The organism is Pseudohalocynthiibacter aestuariivivens (genome assembly GCF_018457175.1).
GTDB classification, from domain to species: Bacteria; Pseudomonadota; Alphaproteobacteria; order Rhodobacterales; family Rhodobacteraceae; genus Pseudohalocynthiibacter; species Pseudohalocynthiibacter aestuariivivens.
In genome coordinates this window covers 15,827-35,660 of sequence record NZ_JAGFNU010000012.1, presented here as the reverse complement: position 1 = coordinate 35,660, position 19,834 = coordinate 15,827, and the positions used below count along the sequence as shown (strand labels likewise).

Sequence of the window (19,834 nt, the reverse complement as noted above, 5' to 3'; positions counted from 1 at the left end):
CGAGCCTTCGCCCATGTTCCCGATCCGTGACCACAACCCGTCTGAACGCACGCCCTATGTGACTTATGCCCTGATGGCGATCAATATCGCTGTTTTCATAAGTTACTGGGGCATTCTGAATAATCCCGTCGAAGTTTCACGCTTTTTCCTGAGCTGGGCGCTTACCCCTTACTTGGTTAGCGATGGCGAGATGATCCATACGCTCGTCACATCGATGTTTCTGCATGGTGGTGCCGTTCATCTTGCCGGCAACATGCTGTTTTTATGGATTTTTGGCGACAACATGGAAGATGAGCTCGGGCACATCGGCTATCTTGCCTTCTATATGACCTGCGGCATAGGCGCCGGTGTTGCACAGGTTCTTGCGGATGCGGCCTCTCCCGTACCAATGGTTGGGGCGTCCGGGGCCATTGCCGGGGTGATGGGGGGGTACCTTCTTTTGTTTCCGAAGGCGAAGGTCGACATACTGCTGGTTTTTATTATTTTCTTTAAGATTTTTCCGGTGCGCGCCTGGGTCATGCTCTGTCTTTGGTTTGCCCTGCAATTGCTAAGTGGAGCTGCAGTTAACACTGAGGCTGGTGGCGTCGCCTACTGGGCCCATGCAGGCGGCTTTATAATTGGGCTCATGCTGATCGTACCGTTCTGGATACGTCAGGGCGGAACAGACTTCTGGCGAAAAACAGAAGGGCGCCCACCTCATCCCGAGGCGCGGTACAGATTTTCGCCCTCGTCCATTCCAAAAGTCCGGAAACGAAGATGAAACCAAACAAGCTAACGTGTCATTGTGGAGCTGTAGAGCTGGAAGTCATCCTTTCAAACGGGTTTTCAACAGCTCAACGCTGCGACTGTTCATTCTGCCGTCGCCGAGGGGCAATTGCGGCTGCTGTACCGCTCGACAAGCTTCGCATTGTCAAAGGGGCAGATAACCTTACGCTTTATCAATGGGGCACAAATACAGCGAAGCATTATTTTTGCAGAACCTGCGGAATTTACACGCACCACCAACGCCGCCTTAACCCGAACGAATACGGCGTAAACGTTGGTGCTTTGGAAGGCGTAAACCCTAGCAAACTTGGCGATATTCCGTGGACCGACGGCGTCAATCACCCATCAGATCATAAAAGCTAAGGTCAGATACTACGGATCGCTTTTGCGAACAGATTAAAAAGCTGTTCATTCGCACAGATAACCTCGCCATCCGCTCTCATATCAGCCTCAACCTTCAATGGCTCAATCAAACCACCAGCTTCGCGAACAACGATAACACCGGCTGACAGTTCACAAATATCAAGGTTCCGCTCCCAATATCCATCGATTCGGCCAGCCGCGACATAGGCAAGGTCAAGCGACGGAGCCCCTAGATGCCGTACACCAGCAGACGCCGGTAAGATACGTGCAAGATCCTGAAGTTTTTCGGGCAAATCGCTGTCACCACTGGCGGGAAGCCCGGTTGCGAAAGTTGAGTCGATGAGCCGGTTACGGCCAGACACGCGCAGGCGACCTTCGTTCATCCAGGCACCCTGACCTTTTTCAGCAAAGAACACCTCGTCTTTTGACGGGTCATAAATCACGCCCGATACAATTTCACCTTTGTGTTCAAGAGCAATTGAGACCGCAAAATGAGGTAATCCATGCAAGTAGTTAATTGCGCCATCCAGCGGATCGACAATCCAGCGACGAGTCGGGTCTTTCCCTTCAATTTCCGCGTGACCCTTTAGCAACCACCCATAAGTAGGCCTTGCATTCATGAGGTCTTCCCGCAGAAAACCTTCGGCCGCAATGACCGCCCGGCGCGCGAAATCGACAGCGCCTTTGACCGAAGTCTGGAGGTGTTCGATTTCACGAAAATCTTTCGCGAGCGAACGACCGGCTTTGCGCGCGGCTTTGATCATGACGTTAAGATTGGCACTGCCTTGCATCGAAGGGCTCCTTTGTCAGGCCGCGCGTATACGCCTGTTGTACTTCTTTGCCAAGGTTTATCCGTTTCAAAAATGAGGCGCGTTCCGCGCCACTCTTTCTGGCACTTCGTGCGGTTATGTGCGCCGCACGGGGATATTATTCAGAATAAAGAATTCAGTACTGGTTTTCTTTGTCCCAAAAAGTATCCCCGCCGGAGGCAACCAGAGCTCCGTAAGGAGCGATCTAAAGAAATGGCTCAGTATGAGCCGTATTTTTACAGAGAGTTGCTGCAACCTATCTACGTTGAAGTTTTAAAGGTTCTGTCCGCGCGAGCCGTATCAGGTGTGACATAAAGGGTTTCGTGGTGTCCTCTTCACGCGTTGCGGCGTAAAGTCGCCGCGTCAGACCGTTTTCCGTGATCCGGCGCGTGACGTAATCTGAATTGTACCGAACTTCTCGTACGACCCAATCTGGCAAAACCGACACGCCTCGGTTTGAAGCTACAAGCAGAAGAATAACCGCTGTCAGTTCAACCTGCCGAATTGCGCGCGGCTCAACCTTTGCGGGTGTAAGCAGCTGTGTGAACACATCCAGTCGTGTTCTTTCTACCGGGTAGGTGATCAGCATCTCATCGCGAAAGTCGTCAGCGACGATATATTCTTTTGATGCCAGCGGGTGCTGTGCTGAGGCGACAAATACCGGCTCGTAATCGAACAAGGGTGAAAATTCCACTGAATCAATTATTTCCGGGTCAGAAGATATGACCAGATCAACCTCTTCCTTTTGCAATGCAGGTAGGGCCTCAAATGCCAGACCAGGCCTAATGTCGACGTCGACATCTGGCCAGGCCTTTCGAAATTCTTCGAGCACAGGAAACAGCCACTCAAAGCAGGCATGACATTCTATCGCGATATGCAGGCGTCCCGTTTTACCAGATTGAAGCCCTCGAAATTCTTCCTCTGATGCCTCAATCTCAGGAAGTATTTTTTCCGCCAATCGCAGCAGTCGCAGGCCTGCCGCCGATAGTTTTAGCGGTTTTGAGCGGCGTACGAACAACTCTGTGCCCACCTGATCTTCGAGCCCCTTTATCTGATGCGAAAGTGCCGACTGCGTTATATGCATCAAATCCGCAGCCTTGCCCAATCCACCCGCGTCGTGGATCGCCTTGATAGAGCGAAGATGGCGAAATTCCAGATGCATTATGATGTCATCCTCATATTAATGTTGAATATTATGAATTTGCGTCATGAATAACGAAGTGTCAAAAGACCTGCAACCCATAGACAGGATCACTTTGCGATGAACACGCCCAATATTTCGTTTGAATTCTTCCCGCCACAAACATTGGAGGCATCTTTTCGCCTTTGGGATACAGTACGGGTTCTGGCACCGCTTTCGCCAGATTTTGTCTCGGTTACTTATGGCGCAGGGGGTACCACGCGTGACCTAACCCACGAAGCTGTAAGTACCATTCACAACAATTATGGTCTGAACGTTGCCGCGCATCTGACTTGCGTTGATGCAACACGCGCTGAAACGCTGGCGATTGCGGGCCAGTATGCTGCTGCCGGGGTGACCGATGTCGTTGCCTTGCGGGGCGACCCGCCAAAAGGTGCCGAGCGTTTCACACCCACGCCCGATGGTTTTGCTGATAGCTGCGAACTGATAGAGGCGCTGGCCGATACGGGGCGTTTCAACATTCGCGTTGGCGCATATCCCGAGAGCCACCCTGAAGCCAGCAATCGCACGCAGGATATTGATTGGCTAAAACGCAAGTTTGAGGCCGGGGCCTGTGCGGCGATTACACAGTTTTTCTTTGAGGCTGAAACGTTTTTCCGTTTCCGAGATGCCTGTAACAAAGCGGGAATTACGGCACCGATTATCCCCGGCATTCTTCCGATCGAAAACTGGGCGGGCACAAAGAAATTTGCAAAACGCTGTGGTGCGGCGGTGCCTGCGTGGTTGGATGATGCATTTCAGAAAGCAAAACGCGATGGCCGCGAAGACCTTCTTTCAACTGCATTGTGCACAGAACTTTGCAGTGATTTGATTGATGAAGGTGTTAATGACTTGCATTTCTATACGCTGAACCGGCCGCAACTCACACGCGAAGTGTGTCACGCGCTTGGAATTCAACCTAAACTGAGCTTGCAAAAAGTTGCCTAGAAAAACCGTTAGGCAACAACCGCAAAGCGACAAGGACTTGTTTCTAAAAAACGGCAAAAGGGCAACCCCAAGAAACGCAACTTACCGGGCCACATCCTTTGCCGTGGCATGTTCCTCTCTATTAGAAATGCTTTTGTTTACAGGAAGTTGGTACTTCACAGCGAGCTTGTGATCTTTGGCCGTTTCATGAACAGATTCTGAAGGATCGGCACCGATTACGCGCGCCTTGCGCGCAATGAAGAGTTTACCCCACCCTTTGAAGGTTCCAACGGCTGGGGCGTCCGGATCCACCAAAAGGCGCGCACGCCAATTTTCTGGCAATGCCAATCCGCATCCTTCTGCTTTCTCGAGCATCCAGATCAACGAAATATTCGAAAGCAACCGTGACGCATGGTGCGTGCCAATCTGACCACCTACGTCACCATGCGCACCGCGAAACCAAACTTGCTCCATTTGGCCGGACCAGTCACTTGGGCATTTCCAGATCTCCGGTGCAAAGGCTTCGCGGGTTTCGTCAATAGCGAGAGCCTGATAGCCATTGCGGATCGTGTGGCCAAGGTGGTGGTTATGAAACGCATGGCGGGTTTCATAGAGTTTCCATACGAGAGGCAGGCGCAGGCCCAGCGCCTTGACCGTATCCCATACGCCGACCATCTCTATCTCGACGTCTTTGTGGCAATAAGCTTGCGCAAACGCCTCTGCGGCAGAGCCGACGGTATCCAACTCGTAATGGCGGTAGGCCTGACGAATGTTTCGTTCAGTTGCGCAATCGCTTCGCAGCAGACCAACCTTATCAATAACTCCGGCCAGAGACCTAACCGCATATGCGCCACGCGAATACCCAAATAGAAAAATCCGGTCTCCCGGGCGGTAGCGAGATGACAGAAATCCATAGGCGCGACGGATTTGCCGGTTAATGCCGACCCCCTGAATCACATCCATTGTGTGACGCCATTGCTGCCACTGAACGCCCGCTTCGTATCGTAAAGACAGACGGGCAGTGGACGAAACTTCGGAAAGCAACTTGTAGGTCAACCCGGCGTTCGTTTCGCAATCGTCGCGCAAGGTAGACAAGGTTCCGTCCAGGATAACAACGTGGTCTACCCTGCCCCGCGTGACAACCGGTAATGACTGGCTGGCCCCAGGTGAAAGACCAAGCCACCGGCCTATGGTTTTAAGTGTCTGCATGGTTGCTTTCGTTTAGCATTTTCCAGACCCGGTGCGGCGTGAAAGGCATATCTGCCTGATGCACCCCTTTCGCCCAAAGCGCGTCCTGAACTGCATTTGCCACGGCCGCCATGGCACCGACAGTACCAGCTTCACCGCATCCTTTCATCCCCATCGCATTCGCAGTTGAAGGGACCGCTTCTGTGGCAAAACCTATCATCGGTAAATCATCTGCACGTGGCATGGCGTAGTCCATGAAACTCGCGCTAAGCAACTGACCTTGCTGGTCGTAGACGACCTGTTCAGTCAATGCCTGACCGACCCCCTGTGCCACACCGCCATGCACCTGCCCTTCGGCAAGCATCGGGTTGATCAGATTACCAAAATCATCGACGACTGAGTATCGCTCCAAACGGACAACCCCCGTATCCGGATCAATTTCAATTTCAGCAACATGAGACCCATTCGGGTAGGAGCGCGCAGGAAGCGTCGCCCGGCTTTCATGAACCAGCAAATCATCCCGACCAGCGGCGCGCGCCCATTCCACGGCATCAAGCAAGTTTGGTGTCTGGTTGGACGCCTCGGTTCGGAACACGGTATCGTCGAACCCGAGGGTGTCTTCTTCCACAGCAAGCTTTTCAGCCACAAATGGCGTGAAAGCGGCAATCATCTTCTCGACAGTCGACAGGGTTGCATTGGTCTGAACAGTAACGGAGCGCGACCCACCAGTCCCCCCGCCATTTTCTATAAGATCGCTATCGCCCTGAATAACATGGATCATTTTGGCCGGTATACCTGTCTGATCGCTTAGGAACTGGGCATAGACTGTTTCGTGCCCCTGCCCGTTTGACTGGGTCCCGACAAAGATAGAGACGGTCCCATCATCATTAAAACTGACTTTCGCACCCTCGGACGGATCACCCAGAATAGATTCAATATAGTAGCAAAGCCCAATTCCCCGAAGCATCCCCCGAGATTCACTTTCAGCTTTTCGCTTAGCGAAGCCCACGACATCAGCCTCTTGGTCAGACCTGTCAAGCACATGATGAAAATCGCCTACATCGTAGGTTTCACCTGTCGCAGACACATACGGAAATTGTTCTGGTTTAATAAAGTTTTTCCGACGCAACGCCCACGGATCAACCCCCAGCACGCGTGCGGCGTGGTCCATGGTCCGTTCAAGCGCATAGATAGCTTCCGGTCTGCCAGCCCCGCGATAGGCATCTACCTGGGTGGTATTCGTATAAATCCCTTTCACCGACATAAAAGCGGTTTGTACGTCATAGGTGCCCATCAGGACTTTGGAAAAAAGTTCGGTTTGAATGGGTTGTGCAAACTGCGAGTTATAGGCACCAAGATTGCAAGTCGTCGTTACACGATACGCCGTTATCCTGTGTATTTCATCAAATGCCAACTCGCAAAGCGAAACCAGATCGCGCCCACTATTGTCGCTTTGAAAGGCTTCACTACGGTCCGACATCCATCGCACTGCTCGCCCAGTTGCGCGCGCGGCCTGTGCAACCACTGCATACTCCGGATAATTCATCGCCTTCATGCCAAAGGCACCGCCAACATCCGGGTTGGTAACACGCACAGCCTCGGATTTAAGCGCCAGCGCACGTGCCAAATTTTTCTTTTGCCCCCAGACCCCCTGACCGTTTACCGCCAGATGCAGGCGCTTTCCGTCCCACTCTGCAAAACAGCCTCGTGGCTCCATCGAGCTCACAATAATTCGGTTGTCGACCACGTTGAAACGAACGTGATGAGCCGCGCTGGCAAAAGCTGCGTCGCAGGCTTCTTCATCACCTTTTGCCCAGTCAAACGCGAGATTGTTGGGGGCTTCCGGATGAAGTTCTTCACCTCCAACCGACAGTTCAACATGGGCCGGTCGTTCTTTATAGTCGAATTCGATCAGTTCTGCCGCATCCCGCGCCTGATCCAAGGTGTCAGCAATAACCATCGCAATTGGCTCACCCACAAATCGCACACGGTCTTTTGCCATTATTGGACGCATGGGGGCCGCACCATCGCTTCCGTCGCGGTTCTTAACCGTCATCGCGGCCATCGAAATATCGACACCTGCGTCTTCCAAAGCTGCGGCATCCAAAACAAGGTGTACACCTTCGCTGCCACGTGCGGCTTCTAAACCAAGCGAAAGTATATCAGCATGCGCAACTGGCGAGCGAAAAACATAGGCAAACAGCGCGCCTTCGGGAGTTATGTCATCAACATAGCGTCCATGACCGGTCAGAAACCGCACATCTTCCACCCGCTTGACCGGCTGGCTCTTTCCAAATTTTTCCATACTGCCCTCAATGCACTTTATGGAATGAAACTAATACCCGCGCGCCCGGTGTCCAGTGCTGCGCACTACAAAAAGACCGAATGCGACCCGTTGTCGGAAACAGAAAAGACAGTACAGGGCGATTCGTCTGAGCGTGAAGTATCACTGCTGAGGAGGGTGCCATGCAAAAGCCTACCAAACTCGCAAACGGAAGTCTGACATCTGACGCGATCCAAAGTTACCATGAAAATGGTTTCCTGACTCCCATTCAGGCCATATCTTCTGAACGCGCAACGCATTGGCGCACAAAACTCGAACAGATGGAAAATACCTGGCTTGATAACGGCCTGCCCAAACCATTGAACAGCTACAAACGGGTTAACGCGCAATGTGTGATACCGCTGGCTCACGAGATAGGTGCAGATCCCGCTATTCTGGATGTTGTTGAAGGGGTGCTGGGCCCAGACATTCTTATGTATGCTGTCGAGTTTTTCATCAAAAAGCCGCACACCAGGCACGTCGTCAGCATGCATCAGGACCTTACCTATTGGGGATTAGGCGCAATCGACGGGCTTGTGACGGCGTGGATTGCGTTGTCCCCCGCAACGCGCGCGTCAGGCTGAATGGGTTTTGTGCGGGCAAGCCATAAAAACCCAATCCTTCCGCACGCAGACACCTTTGACCCTAACAACCTGCTAAGCCGTGGTCAGGAAATTCAGGTTGATGTTGCGGAAGAAGACAAAGTCTCGATCGAGCTCCAACCTGGTCAGATGAGCCTGCATCACGGGCTTATGATTCACGGCTCTGGCCCAAATTCGTCGGATGATCGCAGGATCGGAGCGGTGATCAGATATGTAACGCCCGACGTTGCGCTAGAATCTGGTGAAAAGGATTTTGCGATTCCGGTGCGCGGCACCGACACGCTGGGGAATTTCCTTCACTATGATCCACCGAATGGCTACTTTTCAGCAAAGGACCTCGCGACTTATGAAAACATCCGGGTTCAGCAAAACAAGGCGCAGGCCGCCAGGGCCGTCCGAGAGCTCGTCTATGACAAGGAAGCATAAAGATGGATAAGGTCAAGTTCACCCAGATGAAAGACGGCGACAAGGAAGACTATGACTTTCTGACCGAACATGAGGTTGAGTACACAAAAGGCACCGCTGACCGACTTTTGAAAGCACTTGTTGAACTGGACGAAGGGCTTTCAGGATACAAAATCACCCGATTAGGTCATTCGGTGCAATCCGCGACACGTGCGTGGCGCGATGGGGCCGATGTGGGTTGGGTGGTATCGGCGTTGCTGCATGACATTGGCGACATCTACGCGCCGTATAACCACGATGAATACGCCGCGACCATCCTGCGGCCATTCGTGCGGGAACAATGCGCCTGGGTGGTCGAAAAACACGGTGATTTCCAGATGCTTTATTATGGGCAGCACGTTGGCGGAAACCCTGACAAGCGCGACACCTATAAAGCGCACCCTTATTTCAATGATTGTGCTGATTTCTGCGAACGCTGGGATCAATCAAGCTTTGATCCGGAATATGACACGCTACCGATCGAATTCTTTGCCCCGATGGTACGGGAAGTTTTTGCGCGTAAACCCTATGATCCTGATGTCATTCGCCCGGACGTGCGTGAACCCATGCAAAACGCCAAGCGCGCTGCGGAACGCGCATAAGAGCATAAAATACTCGAATTCAATTTCTGCGCGCTCGGTTCAGGGCGCTGCTCTCTGTTGCCCTTTCTGGGTACATTCGATAAGGCAGAGCGAAATCTGAATTGAGAGCGGAACCAGACCCCCATGGCCATGGAAAAAACCTTTGACGCAGCCGAGGCCGAACCCCGGCTTTATGCAAAATGGGAAAACGAAGGCGCCTTTGAGGCAGGGGCGAATGCCTCCCGGCCCGAAACCTTCTGCATCATGATTCCGCCGCCCAATGTGACGGGTAGCCTGCACATGGGGCACGCGTTCAACAACACGCTGCAGGACATTCTGGTGCGCTGGCACCGTATGCGGGGGTTCGACACGCTTTGGCAACCGGGTCAGGACCACGCGGGTATCGCGACGCAAATGGTTGTGGAACGCAAACTGGCGGAAACCCAACAGCCATCACGTAGCGAAATGGGCCGCGATGCCTTTCTGGAAAAAGTCTGGGAATGGAAAGAAGAATCCGGCGACACGATCATCAACCAGCTAAAACGCCTTGGCGCGTCCTGCGACTGGTCCCGTAACCGGTTTACCATGGACGAAGGGTTCCATGATGCGGTGCTAAAGGTCTTTGTTGATATGTACAACAAGGGCCTGATCTATCGCGGCAAACGCCTTGTGAACTGGGACCCGCATTTTGAAACGGCGATTTCGGATCTTGAGGTCGAAAACATCGAAGTCGCGGGCCACATGTGGCACTTCAAATACCCGCTGGCAGGGGGCGAGACCTATACCTACGTCGAAAAGGACGAAGACGGGAATATCACGCTTCAAGAAAAGCGTGACTATATCTCTATCGCAACAACGCGCCCTGAAACAATGCTTGGGGATGGCGCGGTTGCAGTTCATCCATCAGATGAACGTTACACGTCAATTATTGGAAAAATCTGCGAAATTCCGGTTGGGCCAAAAGAACACCGCCGCCTGATCCCGATCATCACCGATGAATACCCGGACCCGGACTTTGGCTCAGGTGCGGTGAAGATCACCGGCGCGCATGACTTTAACGACTACGAGGTCGCCAAGCGCGGCAACATCCCGATGTATTCGCTGATGGACACCAAAGGCCACATGCGAGCGGATGGGCAACCTTATGCGGATGAAGCGGCCATTGCCCAACGGATCGCGCGCGGTGAAGAAGATTTCGACGAAGGCAAAATCGCCGCGATGAACCTGGTGCCCGACGAATATCGAAGCCTCGACCGGTTCGAGGCGCGCAAGCGCGTTGTCGCAGACATCACCGCTGAAGGGCTGGCCGTGATGGTCACGAATGACGAGGGCGAGGCTGTTCCGCACGTCGAGAACAAGCCAATCATGCAGCCGTTTGGCGACCGCTCAAAAGTCGTGATCGAACCAATGCTGACCGACCAGTGGTTCGTTGATACCGCCGAGATCGTTCAGCCCGCGATAGATGCTGTCCGGTCTGGCGAAACAACAATCCTGCCGGAAAGCGACCGCAAGGTATATTTCCACTGGCTGGAAAACATCGAACCCTGGTGCATAAGCCGCCAGCTTTGGTGGGGACATCAGATACCGGTTTGGTACGCCTACGATCCAGAGACGAACTCATTAGGTGAGGCATTTTGCGGAAGCTCTTGGGAAGAAGTTCAAACTTTGGCAACCGAACATTTCGGCGAGCAATCTCTTATCTGCGAAGGGACCGAACTCGAATATTTTCTGGACGATTTATCCGAGGCACTCCAATACTTTAAGTATAAAGGAGTCGATACTTCCAACAAATCTATTGTGCATCTCTACCGCGACCCAGACGTCCTCGACACATGGTTTTCCTCCGGCCTCTGGCCCATCGGTACACTTGGCTGGCCTGAGCAGACTCCGGAGCTTGAAAAATACTTTCCAACCAATGTGTTGATCACCGGCTTTGACATCATTTTCTTCTGGGTCGCCCGGATGATGATGATGCAATATGCCGTTGTTGGCCAAAAGCCTTTTGATACCGTCTATGTCCACGCGCTGGTGCGCGACGAAAAGGGCAAGAAGATGTCGAAATCTCTCGGCAACGTGCTCGACCCGTTGGAACTGATCGACGAATACGGTGCTGACGCGGTGCGCTTTACCCTGACGGCAATGGCCGCCATGGGGCGTGACCTGAAGCTTTCGACGCAGCGAATTGCAGGCTACCGCAACTTTGGCACCAAGCTCTGGAACGCAACCCGCTTTGCCGAGATGAACGGTGTTTTTGAGCGCGAAGTGACCGATGGTATCCCAACCGCTCAGCAAACCGTCAACCGCTGGATCATCGGTGAAACCGCCAAGGTGCGTGAAGAGGTGGACGCTGCACTGTCTGCATACAGGTTCAACGATGCCGCCAACGCGCTTTACAGCTTTGTCTGGGGCAAGGTCTGCGACTGGTATGTCGAGCTTTCAAAGCCGCTGTTCTTTAGCGAGGACGAGGAAATCCTTACAGAAACCCGCGCCGTCATGGGCTGGGTGCTGGACCAGTGTTACATCCTGCTGCACCCGATTATGCCGTATGTGACCGAAGAACTCTGGGGCAATTCCGGCAACCGCGCCAAGATGCTGGTTCACGCAGACTGGCCGACATACACCGCCGTAGAATTGGTCGACACCAACGCGGACCGCGAAATGAACTGGGTGATCGGGCTCATTGAGGATATCCGCTCTGCCCGCGCGCAGATGCATGTGCCGGCTGGCCTGAAAATTCCGATGATCCAGCAGGCGCTTGATGACCTCGGTCGTGGGGCATGGGCGCGCAACGAGGCGCTGATCGAGAAAATGGCGCGCATCGACAGCCTGACAGAACGCGCTGATCTGCCCAAAGGCTGCATCACCATCGCAGTTGATGGCGGGGTCTTTGCGCTGCCGCTTGCCGATATCATTGATGTGGGTGAGGAAAAGGCGCGGCTCGAAAAATCGCTCGAAAAACTGGCCAAGGAACTTGGCGGTCTTAAGGGGCGTCTGAACAACCCGAAATTCGTTGCGTCAGCGCCCGAAGAGGTGGTGAACGAAAGCCGCACGCGTCTGGCACAGGGCGAAGAAGAGGTTGAAAAGCTCAATGCCGCTTTGGAACGATTGGCAGAACTGGCTTAATTCGAGTTTAAATTGGGGGCTGTTTTCTGGACCAGCATGGCAGTTGGCTGAAAACAGTGCCTTTAGGGAACCAGACGCTCGACTGCGCGCATCATCCCAAGGGATTTGTCATAGACCAGCGTAAGAATGCGCCGACCACCCGTACGGGTCGCAAGCGTTGGAAGTGTGCGGATAGCACCCGCTGCTGCGGTACTGACCAAAAAGCTACGCCGTGAAAGCTTCATGTGATATCGTTCCTTATTTGCGAACTATTCTCAAATAACAGCTGTTCACCGCGTTTCAACCCCTTGCCCAAGCACAATATTTACGTTTACGTCACGTATGACAGAAAAACGCCTAACCCCGCTTGCCGCCAGCCTTCCAGCAACAGTGCCGTTTGTTGGCCCTGAAACACAGGAGCGCGCGCGTGGCAGCACCTTTGCCGCCCGGCTAGGCGCGAATGAAAATGTTTTTGGCCCCTCGCCCAGCGCAATCAAGGCTATGGAACGCGCGGCGTCCGAAATCTGGATGTATGCAGATCCGGAAAGTTATGACTTGCGTGCGGCCCTTGCCGCACACCACGGGATTCCTTCTGAATGCATCATGGTGGGTGAAGGCATTGACGGATTGCTCGGCTATCTTGTCCGGCTGTTTGTCGGACCCGGTGACATGGTTGTTACGTCTGAAGGTGCTTATCCAACGTTCAACTATCATGTGGCTGGCTTTGGCGGTGCGCTGGTGACCGTTCCCTACAGGGGTGATCATGAAGACCCGGAAGCGTTGGTTGCAAGAGCCGCAGTGGTTGGGGCCAAGTTGATCTATCTTGCCAATCCGGACAACCCGATGGGCAGTTGGCATAGCGCCAAAACCATCCAAAGCGCGATTGAAAGGGTCCCCGCAGGCAGTTTGCTGGTGCTGGACGAAGCCTATGTCGAGCTTGCGGAAGATGGTGTTGCACCTGCATGGGATGTGACGGACAGCAGAGTGATCCGTATGCGCACCTTTTCAAAGGCTTACGGAATGGCAGGTGCGCGCGTTGGGTATGCCGTTGGATCACCAGAGATCATTGCGGCCTTCAACAAGGTTCGCAATCATTTTGGCATGAACCGCGCAGCCCAGGCGGGTGCATTGGCGGCGCTGGCAGATCAGGCTTACCTTGAACAGACATGCCGCAACGTCGCAGACGGACGCGAACGCATAAGCCAGATTGCAGCCCAAAACGGTTTGGCTGCCCTGCCCTCTGCCACCAACTTTGTTGCAATCGATTGTGGTCAGGACGGCACCTTTGCAAAACGCGTATTAAGCGCGCTTGTTTCACAAGGTATTTTCGTGCGCATGCCCTTTGTGGCACCCCAAGACAGGTGCATCCGCGTATCCGCAGGCAGGCCGGATGATTTGGACGCTTTTGAGGCTTTATTGCCAAAGGCACTGACAGAGGCGCGTGGCTAACACGATCGTGACTTTGAAAAATATTCCCGGGTGCAGTAGACTTACATTAGCCAGCCCCGGACATGTCATGCACAACAGACCAGTCACACCTGTAGAAGACTTCACCAATCCATTTTTGGTGAGCTTGTTTGTTTTTCTGTTTTCAGCCCTGATCGCAATTTGGGCCGCCTACGGGATGATTCCCGCTCTGACACTTTCTGCGTTTCTGAATATCGGAATTAACCTCGGCAGCTAAGTCTCACTTACCACTGCATATCTTTGCGGCAGCTGCGAGCCCCCCGTCGCCGTGAGCGATACCAAGGTGTTTCATCCCAGCTTCAATCGCCCCTAGTGTTCCCAAAATCATATGCGCGTTCACATGCCCCATATGACCGACACGGAAATACCCGTGCCAGCTTGGGTCACCCGGGGGGGCCATACCCAACCCAATTCCAAGCGTCACGCCAAGATTTCCAGAAAGGTAGTCCCGCAGTGCGGTGCCGTCTGGCGCCCCGATGTGTACCGCTGTAACGGCATTACTTCGCTCTGCCGGATTGCTCACGTTCATTTTTGCCGGGCCTGATTGCGCCCAGACGTCAAAGGCTGCCCAGACCGCGCGGGCCAAAACGGCATGGCGATCCAAAACAGCCTCTAACCCCTCTTCATGCAGGATCATCGTTAACGCCTCGCGCAACCCAAAAAGATGATGCGTTGGCGCAGTGCCCTGAAAATATTGATAAAACATTTCCGGGTTGGCGCGCGGCACCCAATCCCAGTATGGCGAAACAGCGGGCAAGCTCGCGCGTTTCTCCGCCGCTTTTTCATTAAAGAAGACGAATCCCAACCCCGGTGGAGTCATCAACCCCTTTTGGCTGGCTGTAACGGCGACATCGACGCCCCATGCATCCATTTCAAACCGGTCGCATCCCATAGACGCGATGCAATCGACCATAAGCAAAGCAGGGTGCCCCGCCGCGTCGATCGCACGACGCAGTGCTGGGATATCGTTCTTGATCGATGTGGAGGTATCGACATGGGTACCCAGAACCGCCTTGATCTTATGTGCCTTGTCCGCCCGCAACACCTCGGCTATCTGATCAGTCTTCATTGCGTCTGATTTGCCAAAGTCGATCATTTCCACCTCGGCACCCAAGGCGCTCGCAACTTCGCCCCAGCCAAAGCCAAACCTGCCCGTGGCGGGCGCTAAAACCTTATCCCCCGGGGCGACTATGTTGGCCAGCGCCGCCTCCCAAGCTCCATGTCCATTGGCGATATAAATGGCTGCTTTGTGGTGGGTCCCTGCAAGAGTTTTCAGATCGGGAATCAAACCATCCACCATCTCTAAAAGTGGGCCGCTATATATGTTCGGCGCCGCACGATGCATCGCCTGTAAAACACGATCCGGCATAATAGACGGGCCGGGAGCTGCAATAATATGGCGTCCATTCGAGAGAGTCATTTTTGAAATTCCAGATTCAGTTTCCAAAGACCTATGTGCCAAGGTAGCAATCGTCAATTGGGCCTGTCCGCTTGCGTGCTTTGACGGATCGGGCTAGACCTTCTGGGCAAAGGTCGGAAGAACAGGCAGCCCGTGACCGTTACCCCCAAAACATCCACCGACACTCAGGCCTACACCTCACGCCGGTTATTTTCGCGGCTGTGGCGGGATTATCTGGTCAAGCACAAGTACTGGCTGGTGCTTGCGCTGTTTCTAATGATTGTCGAAGGTAGCACCCTTGCATTGCTCGCGAAGATGCTGGAGCCACTTTTCGATGTGGTCTTTATTGGCGGAGATGCAGATGCGGTCTGGTGGATCGGGGGGATCATTTTTGGCCTGTTTGCGGTGCGCGGCTCTACCGATCTGATCAAGAAAACTGTGCTTGCCCGCGTGTCGCAAAAATCTTCGACCGAAATGCAAACCGAATTGTTACGCCACCTGCTTAGTCTGGACAGCGGGTTCTTTCACAAAAACTCGCCCGGGGCGTTGATGGAGCGGGTGCAGGGCGACACATTGGCTGTTCAGGGTGTCTGGGCCGTTGTAATTTCAGGCATTGGCCGCGATTTCTTCTCACTTGCATGGCTGTTTGCTGTCGCACTCTCGATAGACTGGTTGTGGACCTTGGTTGCAGTTATCTCGGTACCTTTGCTGATCCTGCCTGTTGGTATTTTGCAACGATACATCCGCCGCAAAACACAGCATATGCGCGAACAGGCCAGCCTGAGATCCACCCGTCTGGATGAAGTTTTTCACGGTATAAATCCGATCAAACTGAACCAGATGGAAAGCTACCAGATGGAACGATTTGAAAGGATCGTTGACAGGATCGTTCTGGCCGCAGTCAAAACCGAAGCGAGCCGCGCAATGATCCCGTCCCTGGTTGATATTGTCACGGGGCTTGGTTTCTTTTGTGTTCTCGTTATTGGCGGCGCAGATATCATTTCCGGCGAAAAATCTGTTGGTCAGTTCATGAGCTTTTTCACAGCGATGTCGCTGACCTTTCAACCGTTGCGCAGGCTAGGCGGTATTGCCGGAACATGGCAGGTCGCGGCAACCAGCCTGGAACGACTCTATCGTTTGTTTGATGAAAAACCTTCGATCCTGCAACCAACGCATTCAACTGCAGAGATCAGGCCCGGCAATACCGAACTTCGCCTTGAAGATGTCCACCTTTCCTATGGTGATCTGCCAGCATTGAATGGCGCGAGCTTCATCGCTGAAGCGGGAAAAACAACAGCGCTGATTGGCGCATCAGGTGCCGGAAAAAGCACCATCTTCAATGTCCTGACCCGTCTGGTGGAGCCACAGTCTGGTCAGGTTACACTTGGTGGGCAGGCGATCAGCGGTTTTACCCTTGACGATTTGCGCGCACATTTTTCTGTTGTTTCGCAAGAAACGCTGCTGTTTGACGAAACAATCCGTGAAAACATTTTGCTTGGCCAACAAAACGTACCCGAAGATACGCTTAAAACCGCACTCGACGCTGCGCATGTTTCTGATTTTCTGTCTAACCTACCTGAAGGTTTGGAAACACACGCGGGACCACGCGGTTCGAACTTATCTGGCGGTCAACGCCAGCGCGTTGCCATTGCACGGGCGTTGCTGCGTGATGCGCCTGTCTTGTTGCTGGATGAGGCAACATCGGCACTGGATGCACAATCCGAAGCCGCTGTTCAGGAAGCACTTGACCGTTTAAGCAAGGGGCGCACCACATTGGTGATTGCGCATCGCCTTTCAACCATTCAATCCGCGGACAAGATCGTTGTAATGGATAGTGGTCGTGTTGTTGACGAAGGCACACATAATGAGCTTTTAGGTCGTGGCGGCATTTATGCTGACCTCTATGCATTGCAAGTGAAATCTGAAACCAACTAAAGACGTCCGGATGTTCCTAACGGCGGTTGTAAGATTGCGATAATTTTTCGGGGTCTACACCGAGAAAATATCGGGTCAAAACAATTAGGTTGCGCGCACCACGCCGCAACCACCCCTCGGCCTTGTAACGCGACGCTCCGGTTTTGGCCGTCGCTGGCAAGATTCTGACCCGCTGTGGCAAAGCACGGACAAGAGCCACGTCTTCCATGAGAGGGATATCAAGATAGCCGCCAACGGCGTCATAATCTTCGCGCCTGATCAGAAGCGCCTGATCGCCATACGGCAATCCAAAAAACCGTGTTCGGAAATTGGCCCATCCCGCAACAAACCACGCCATCACACCCGTTGTATCAAACTGCAACTGGAAAGAGGCTGGTCCGGTGTGCGCCTTTATATGTTCTTGGACAATCTCTGACCACCCGGCGGAAAGCTGGGTGTCCGCATGCAAAAACAGCAACCACTCACCTTTGGCCGCGTCGGCACCACGACGCAACTGCCCGCCGCGCCCCGCCGCTCCTTTAATGATCTCGGCACCCGCTTCACGGGCGATGAGCAAGGTTTCATCTGACGAGCCCCCATCGGTCACCACGAGCTCACGGATGAGTCCCGCTGAAATCCCTTCAATCAGTGACGCAAGTGTCACACCAAGCACTGGTTCGGCATTCAGCGTCGGAATTACAAGACTTATTGGTGCACGCATCTGCTTTCCTTATCCTGAGCTTCCTATATTACATCCTATGCGAATGGGGACTGGAAAATGACTGGCGAAGCTGCACAAAACCGTAAACTCTTTGAAATCTCTGGCCCGGATCGGGTTCATTTTCTGCAAGGGCTTGTAACCAATGACGTTGAGAAGCTTTCTTCCGGGCTTGTCTATGCAGCTTTGTTGACGCCGCAAGGCAAGTACCTTGCTGATTTCTTTTTGCTCGAGCGAGGTGATGCAATCATCCTCGATGTTGACGCCTCTCTGGCTGATGACCTGATCCGCCGGCTGACAATGTACCGCTTGCGCGCCCAAGTCACGATCACGCCTTCGGCTCTGCATGTTTCCCGGGGGCTGGGAACACCGCCTGACGGCGCTTTACCCGATCCGCGCCATGCCGCACTGGGATGGCGGCATTACGCTGACGCACCCGGCGACACACCAGAGATTGATTGGGTTGCGATCCGCGTTGCCCATTGCATTCCTGAAACGGGAATAGAGCTTACTCCTGATACATTCGTACTTGAGGCTGGCTTTGAGCGTCTGAACGGTGTCGATTTCCGTAAAGGGTGCTATGTCGGTCAGGAAATCGCAGCGCGGATGAAACATAAAACGGAACTACGTAAAGGGCTAACAACTATAACGCTAAAGGGAAGCGCACCGGTTGGCACATCTATTTTGGCTGACGGCAAACCCGCAGGAACCCTTTTCAGCCAGTCAGGAGACCGCGCAATTGCCTTTTTGCGATTTGACCGCGCCAAAGGAAACATGCTGGCGGGCGATGCTACGGTGACTTATCCCTGAGATTTCCCCCGTTCAGATGTGGAAAACTGGTGTAAAACACGGTTCCTGATCAATCGAAACGATGTAAAACAATCGACTTGCGCGAACTCAAGACGGCTAAAACAGGCCCTGTGTATAACTGCATAGCATTCCCGTTAACGAACGTATAAACACCGTTTCATTCTTAATTTGGAGAAACCTCAGTGTTGGATATAGAATCAGTACGGGAAACACTCTCAAAGCATTTCGACTTGGCGCCTTCCCTTGAAAAAGCTGAGGCAACAAAAGACATTTACGAGACGACTGATCGTGTCGTTTCATCCGCGGATTGGGCGATCTTTGCTCCTTACGTGATCGAAATTAACCGCCTAAAGAAAGAGCGTAACGCTGTCATTCTGGCGCATAACTACATGACGCCGGAAATTTACCACGGCGTTGCGGATTTCGTGGGTGACAGCCTGCAATTGGCGATCAAGGCAACCGAGGTCGAAAACGACGTGATCGTGCAATGCGGCGTGCATTTCATGGCAGAAACCTCAAAAATCCTGAACCCGTCCAAGAAAGTACTTATCCCTGATTTAAAGGCGGGCTGTTCGCTGGCAGAATCCATCACCGCCGAAGGTGTTGCAGAGATGCGCGCGAAATACCCCGGTGCACCGGTTGTTTCGTATGTAAATACCACGGCCGAGGTGAAAGCCGCCTCTGATATTTGCTGCACGTCTGCCAACGCATTGCAGATCGTCGAGGCAATGGAAGGCGACACTGTAATCATGACGCCAGATCAGTTTTTGGCACAGAACGTCGCCGCGCTAAGCACAAAAAACATTGTCTGGTGGGCTGGTAGCTGCATCGTTCATGAACTTTATACAGCCGAGGACATCCGCGCTTACCGCGAGTTTGAACCAGATACCATGGTCATTGCGCACCCTGAATGCACACCATCTGTTGTCGCAGAGGCGGATTTCACGGGTTCGACCAGCGGCATCGTTGACTGGATTCACAAAAACAAACCCGCAAAGGCAATGCTGGTTACCGAATGTTCTATGGCTGCCAATATTGCAGATGAGTTGCCAGAGGTTGAGTTCGCCAAGCCCTGCAATATGTGCCCTTTCATGAAAAAGATCACGCTCGAGAAAATCCTCTGGTCGCTCTACAATATGGAGCACGAGGTGGTCGTCGACCCCGAAGTCGCTGCAAAAGCGCGGCTCGCTGTGGAACGCATGATTGACCTTAGTAAATCGCTCGTAAAATAGGCGGACACAG

Annotated in this window: 17 protein-coding genes and 1 pseudogene; 11 read left to right on the top strand and 7 right to left on the bottom strand. The window is 53.2% G+C overall.

Annotation, left to right across the window (positions count from 1 at the left end; genetic code table 11):
* Nucleotides 1–13: 13 nt before the first annotated feature.
* Nucleotides 14–760, top strand: a complete 747-nt coding sequence (locus J4E70_RS15520) for a rhomboid family intramembrane serine protease (protein WP_213890633.1) — start codon at nucleotides 14–16, stop codon at nucleotides 758–760.
* Complete coding sequence (locus J4E70_RS15515) at nucleotides 757–1,128, top strand: GFA family protein (protein ID WP_213890562.1); 372 nt, start codon at nucleotides 757–759, stop codon at nucleotides 1,126–1,128. Before J4E70_RS15520 ends, J4E70_RS15515 begins: the two co-directional genes overlap by 4 nt.
* 2 nt (nucleotides 1,129–1,130) lie before the next feature.
* Here the strand turns inward: J4E70_RS15515 and J4E70_RS15510 are convergent, their stop codons facing one another.
* Complete coding sequence (locus J4E70_RS15510; protein WP_213890561.1) at nucleotides 1,131–1,919, bottom strand: inositol monophosphatase family protein; 789 nt, start codon at nucleotides 1,917–1,919, stop codon at nucleotides 1,131–1,133.
* 274 nt (nucleotides 1,920–2,193) lie between these two features.
* The gene (locus J4E70_RS15505; RefSeq protein ID WP_213890560.1) at nucleotides 2,194–3,099 is read right to left on the bottom strand and encodes a LysR family transcriptional regulator; all 906 of its coding nucleotides are present in this window, start codon (nucleotides 3,097–3,099) and stop codon (nucleotides 2,194–2,196) included.
* 99 nt (nucleotides 3,100–3,198) lie between these two features.
* On the opposite strand from J4E70_RS15505, the gene metF reads away from it, so the two are divergent.
* Nucleotides 3,199–4,065, top strand: coding sequence for a methylenetetrahydrofolate reductase [NAD(P)H] (metF, locus tag J4E70_RS15500; RefSeq protein ID WP_213890559.1), 867 nt, complete (start codon nucleotides 3,199–3,201; stop codon nucleotides 4,063–4,065).
* Nucleotides 4,066–4,146: 81 nt separating this feature from the next.
* Here metF and J4E70_RS15495 read toward each other — a convergent pair whose 3' ends face one another.
* Nucleotides 4,147–5,253 carry a DUF2235 domain-containing protein gene (locus tag J4E70_RS15495; protein WP_213890558.1) on the bottom strand — a complete coding sequence of 369 codons (1,107 nt, stop codon included), beginning with the start codon at nucleotides 5,251–5,253 and terminating at the stop codon, nucleotides 4,147–4,149.
* A complete protein-coding gene (locus J4E70_RS15490; RefSeq protein ID WP_213890557.1) occupies nucleotides 5,240–7,537 on the bottom strand; it encodes a xanthine dehydrogenase family protein molybdopterin-binding subunit in 2,298 nt (765 codons plus the stop codon). Before J4E70_RS15490 ends, J4E70_RS15495 begins: the two co-directional genes overlap by 14 nt.
* Before the next feature lie 161 nt (nucleotides 7,538–7,698).
* On the opposite strand from J4E70_RS15490, the pseudogene J4E70_RS15485 reads away from it, so the two are divergent.
* The 3 genes and pseudogenes from J4E70_RS15485 (at nucleotide 7,699) to J4E70_RS15475 (ending at nucleotide 12,305) form a co-directional block, all read left to right on the top strand.
* Nucleotides 7,699–8,583, top strand: a pseudogene (locus J4E70_RS15485) (phytanoyl-CoA dioxygenase family protein).
* 2 nt (nucleotides 8,584–8,585) lie between these two features.
* Entirely contained in the window at nucleotides 8,586–9,203 is a 618-nt protein-coding gene (locus tag J4E70_RS15480; RefSeq protein ID WP_213890556.1) for an HD domain-containing protein, read from the top strand.
* Nucleotides 9,204–9,326: 123 nt separating this feature from the next.
* The gene (locus J4E70_RS15475; protein WP_213890555.1) at nucleotides 9,327–12,305 is read left to right on the top strand and encodes a valine--tRNA ligase; all 2,979 of its coding nucleotides are present in this window, start codon (nucleotides 9,327–9,329) and stop codon (nucleotides 12,303–12,305) included.
* Between the two features lie 62 nt (nucleotides 12,306–12,367).
* On the opposite strand, the gene J4E70_RS15470 is transcribed toward J4E70_RS15475, so the two are convergent.
* Nucleotides 12,368–12,529 carry a Tat pathway signal protein gene (locus J4E70_RS15470; RefSeq protein WP_213890554.1) on the bottom strand — a complete coding sequence of 54 codons (162 nt, stop codon included), beginning with the start codon at nucleotides 12,527–12,529 and terminating at the stop codon, nucleotides 12,368–12,370.
* A gap of 97 nt (nucleotides 12,530–12,626) precedes the next feature.
* Here J4E70_RS15470 and J4E70_RS15465 point away from each other — a divergent pair, with 97 nt between their 5' ends.
* Complete coding sequence (locus J4E70_RS15465) at nucleotides 12,627–13,733, top strand: pyridoxal phosphate-dependent aminotransferase (protein WP_213890553.1); 1,107 nt, start codon at nucleotides 12,627–12,629, stop codon at nucleotides 13,731–13,733.
* Nucleotides 13,734–13,800: 67 nt separating this feature from the next.
* Nucleotides 13,801–13,968 (top strand): hypothetical protein, encoded by a 168-nt coding sequence (locus J4E70_RS15460; RefSeq protein ID WP_213890552.1) that lies wholly within the window; start codon nucleotides 13,801–13,803, stop codon nucleotides 13,966–13,968.
* Nucleotides 13,969–13,971: 3 nt separating this feature from the next.
* On the opposite strand, the gene J4E70_RS15455 is transcribed toward J4E70_RS15460, so the two are convergent.
* A complete protein-coding gene (locus J4E70_RS15455) occupies nucleotides 13,972–15,171 on the bottom strand; it encodes a pyridoxal-phosphate-dependent aminotransferase family protein (RefSeq protein ID WP_213890551.1) in 1,200 nt (399 codons plus the stop codon).
* 132 nt (nucleotides 15,172–15,303) lie between these two features.
* On the opposite strand from J4E70_RS15455, the gene J4E70_RS15450 reads away from it, so the two are divergent.
* Nucleotides 15,304–17,085, top strand: coding sequence for an ABC transporter ATP-binding protein (locus J4E70_RS15450; RefSeq protein ID WP_343229469.1), 1,782 nt, complete (start codon nucleotides 15,304–15,306; stop codon nucleotides 17,083–17,085).
* Between the two features lie 16 nt (nucleotides 17,086–17,101).
* Here J4E70_RS15450 and J4E70_RS15445 read toward each other — a convergent pair whose 3' ends face one another.
* Nucleotides 17,102–17,785, bottom strand: coding sequence for a TIGR04283 family arsenosugar biosynthesis glycosyltransferase (locus J4E70_RS15445; protein ID WP_213890550.1), 684 nt, complete (start codon nucleotides 17,783–17,785; stop codon nucleotides 17,102–17,104).
* Between the two features lie 57 nt (nucleotides 17,786–17,842).
* On the opposite strand from J4E70_RS15445, the gene ygfZ reads away from it, so the two are divergent.
* Together ygfZ and nadA are read left to right on the top strand one after the other, a co-directional pair.
* Complete coding sequence (gene ygfZ / locus J4E70_RS15440; protein WP_213890549.1) at nucleotides 17,843–18,592, top strand: CAF17-like 4Fe-4S cluster assembly/insertion protein YgfZ; 750 nt, start codon at nucleotides 17,843–17,845, stop codon at nucleotides 18,590–18,592.
* A gap of 182 nt (nucleotides 18,593–18,774) precedes the next feature.
* Complete coding sequence (gene nadA, locus J4E70_RS15435) at nucleotides 18,775–19,824, top strand: quinolinate synthase NadA (RefSeq protein WP_213890548.1); 1,050 nt, start codon at nucleotides 18,775–18,777, stop codon at nucleotides 19,822–19,824.
* Nucleotides 19,825–19,834: the final 10 nt, after the last annotated feature.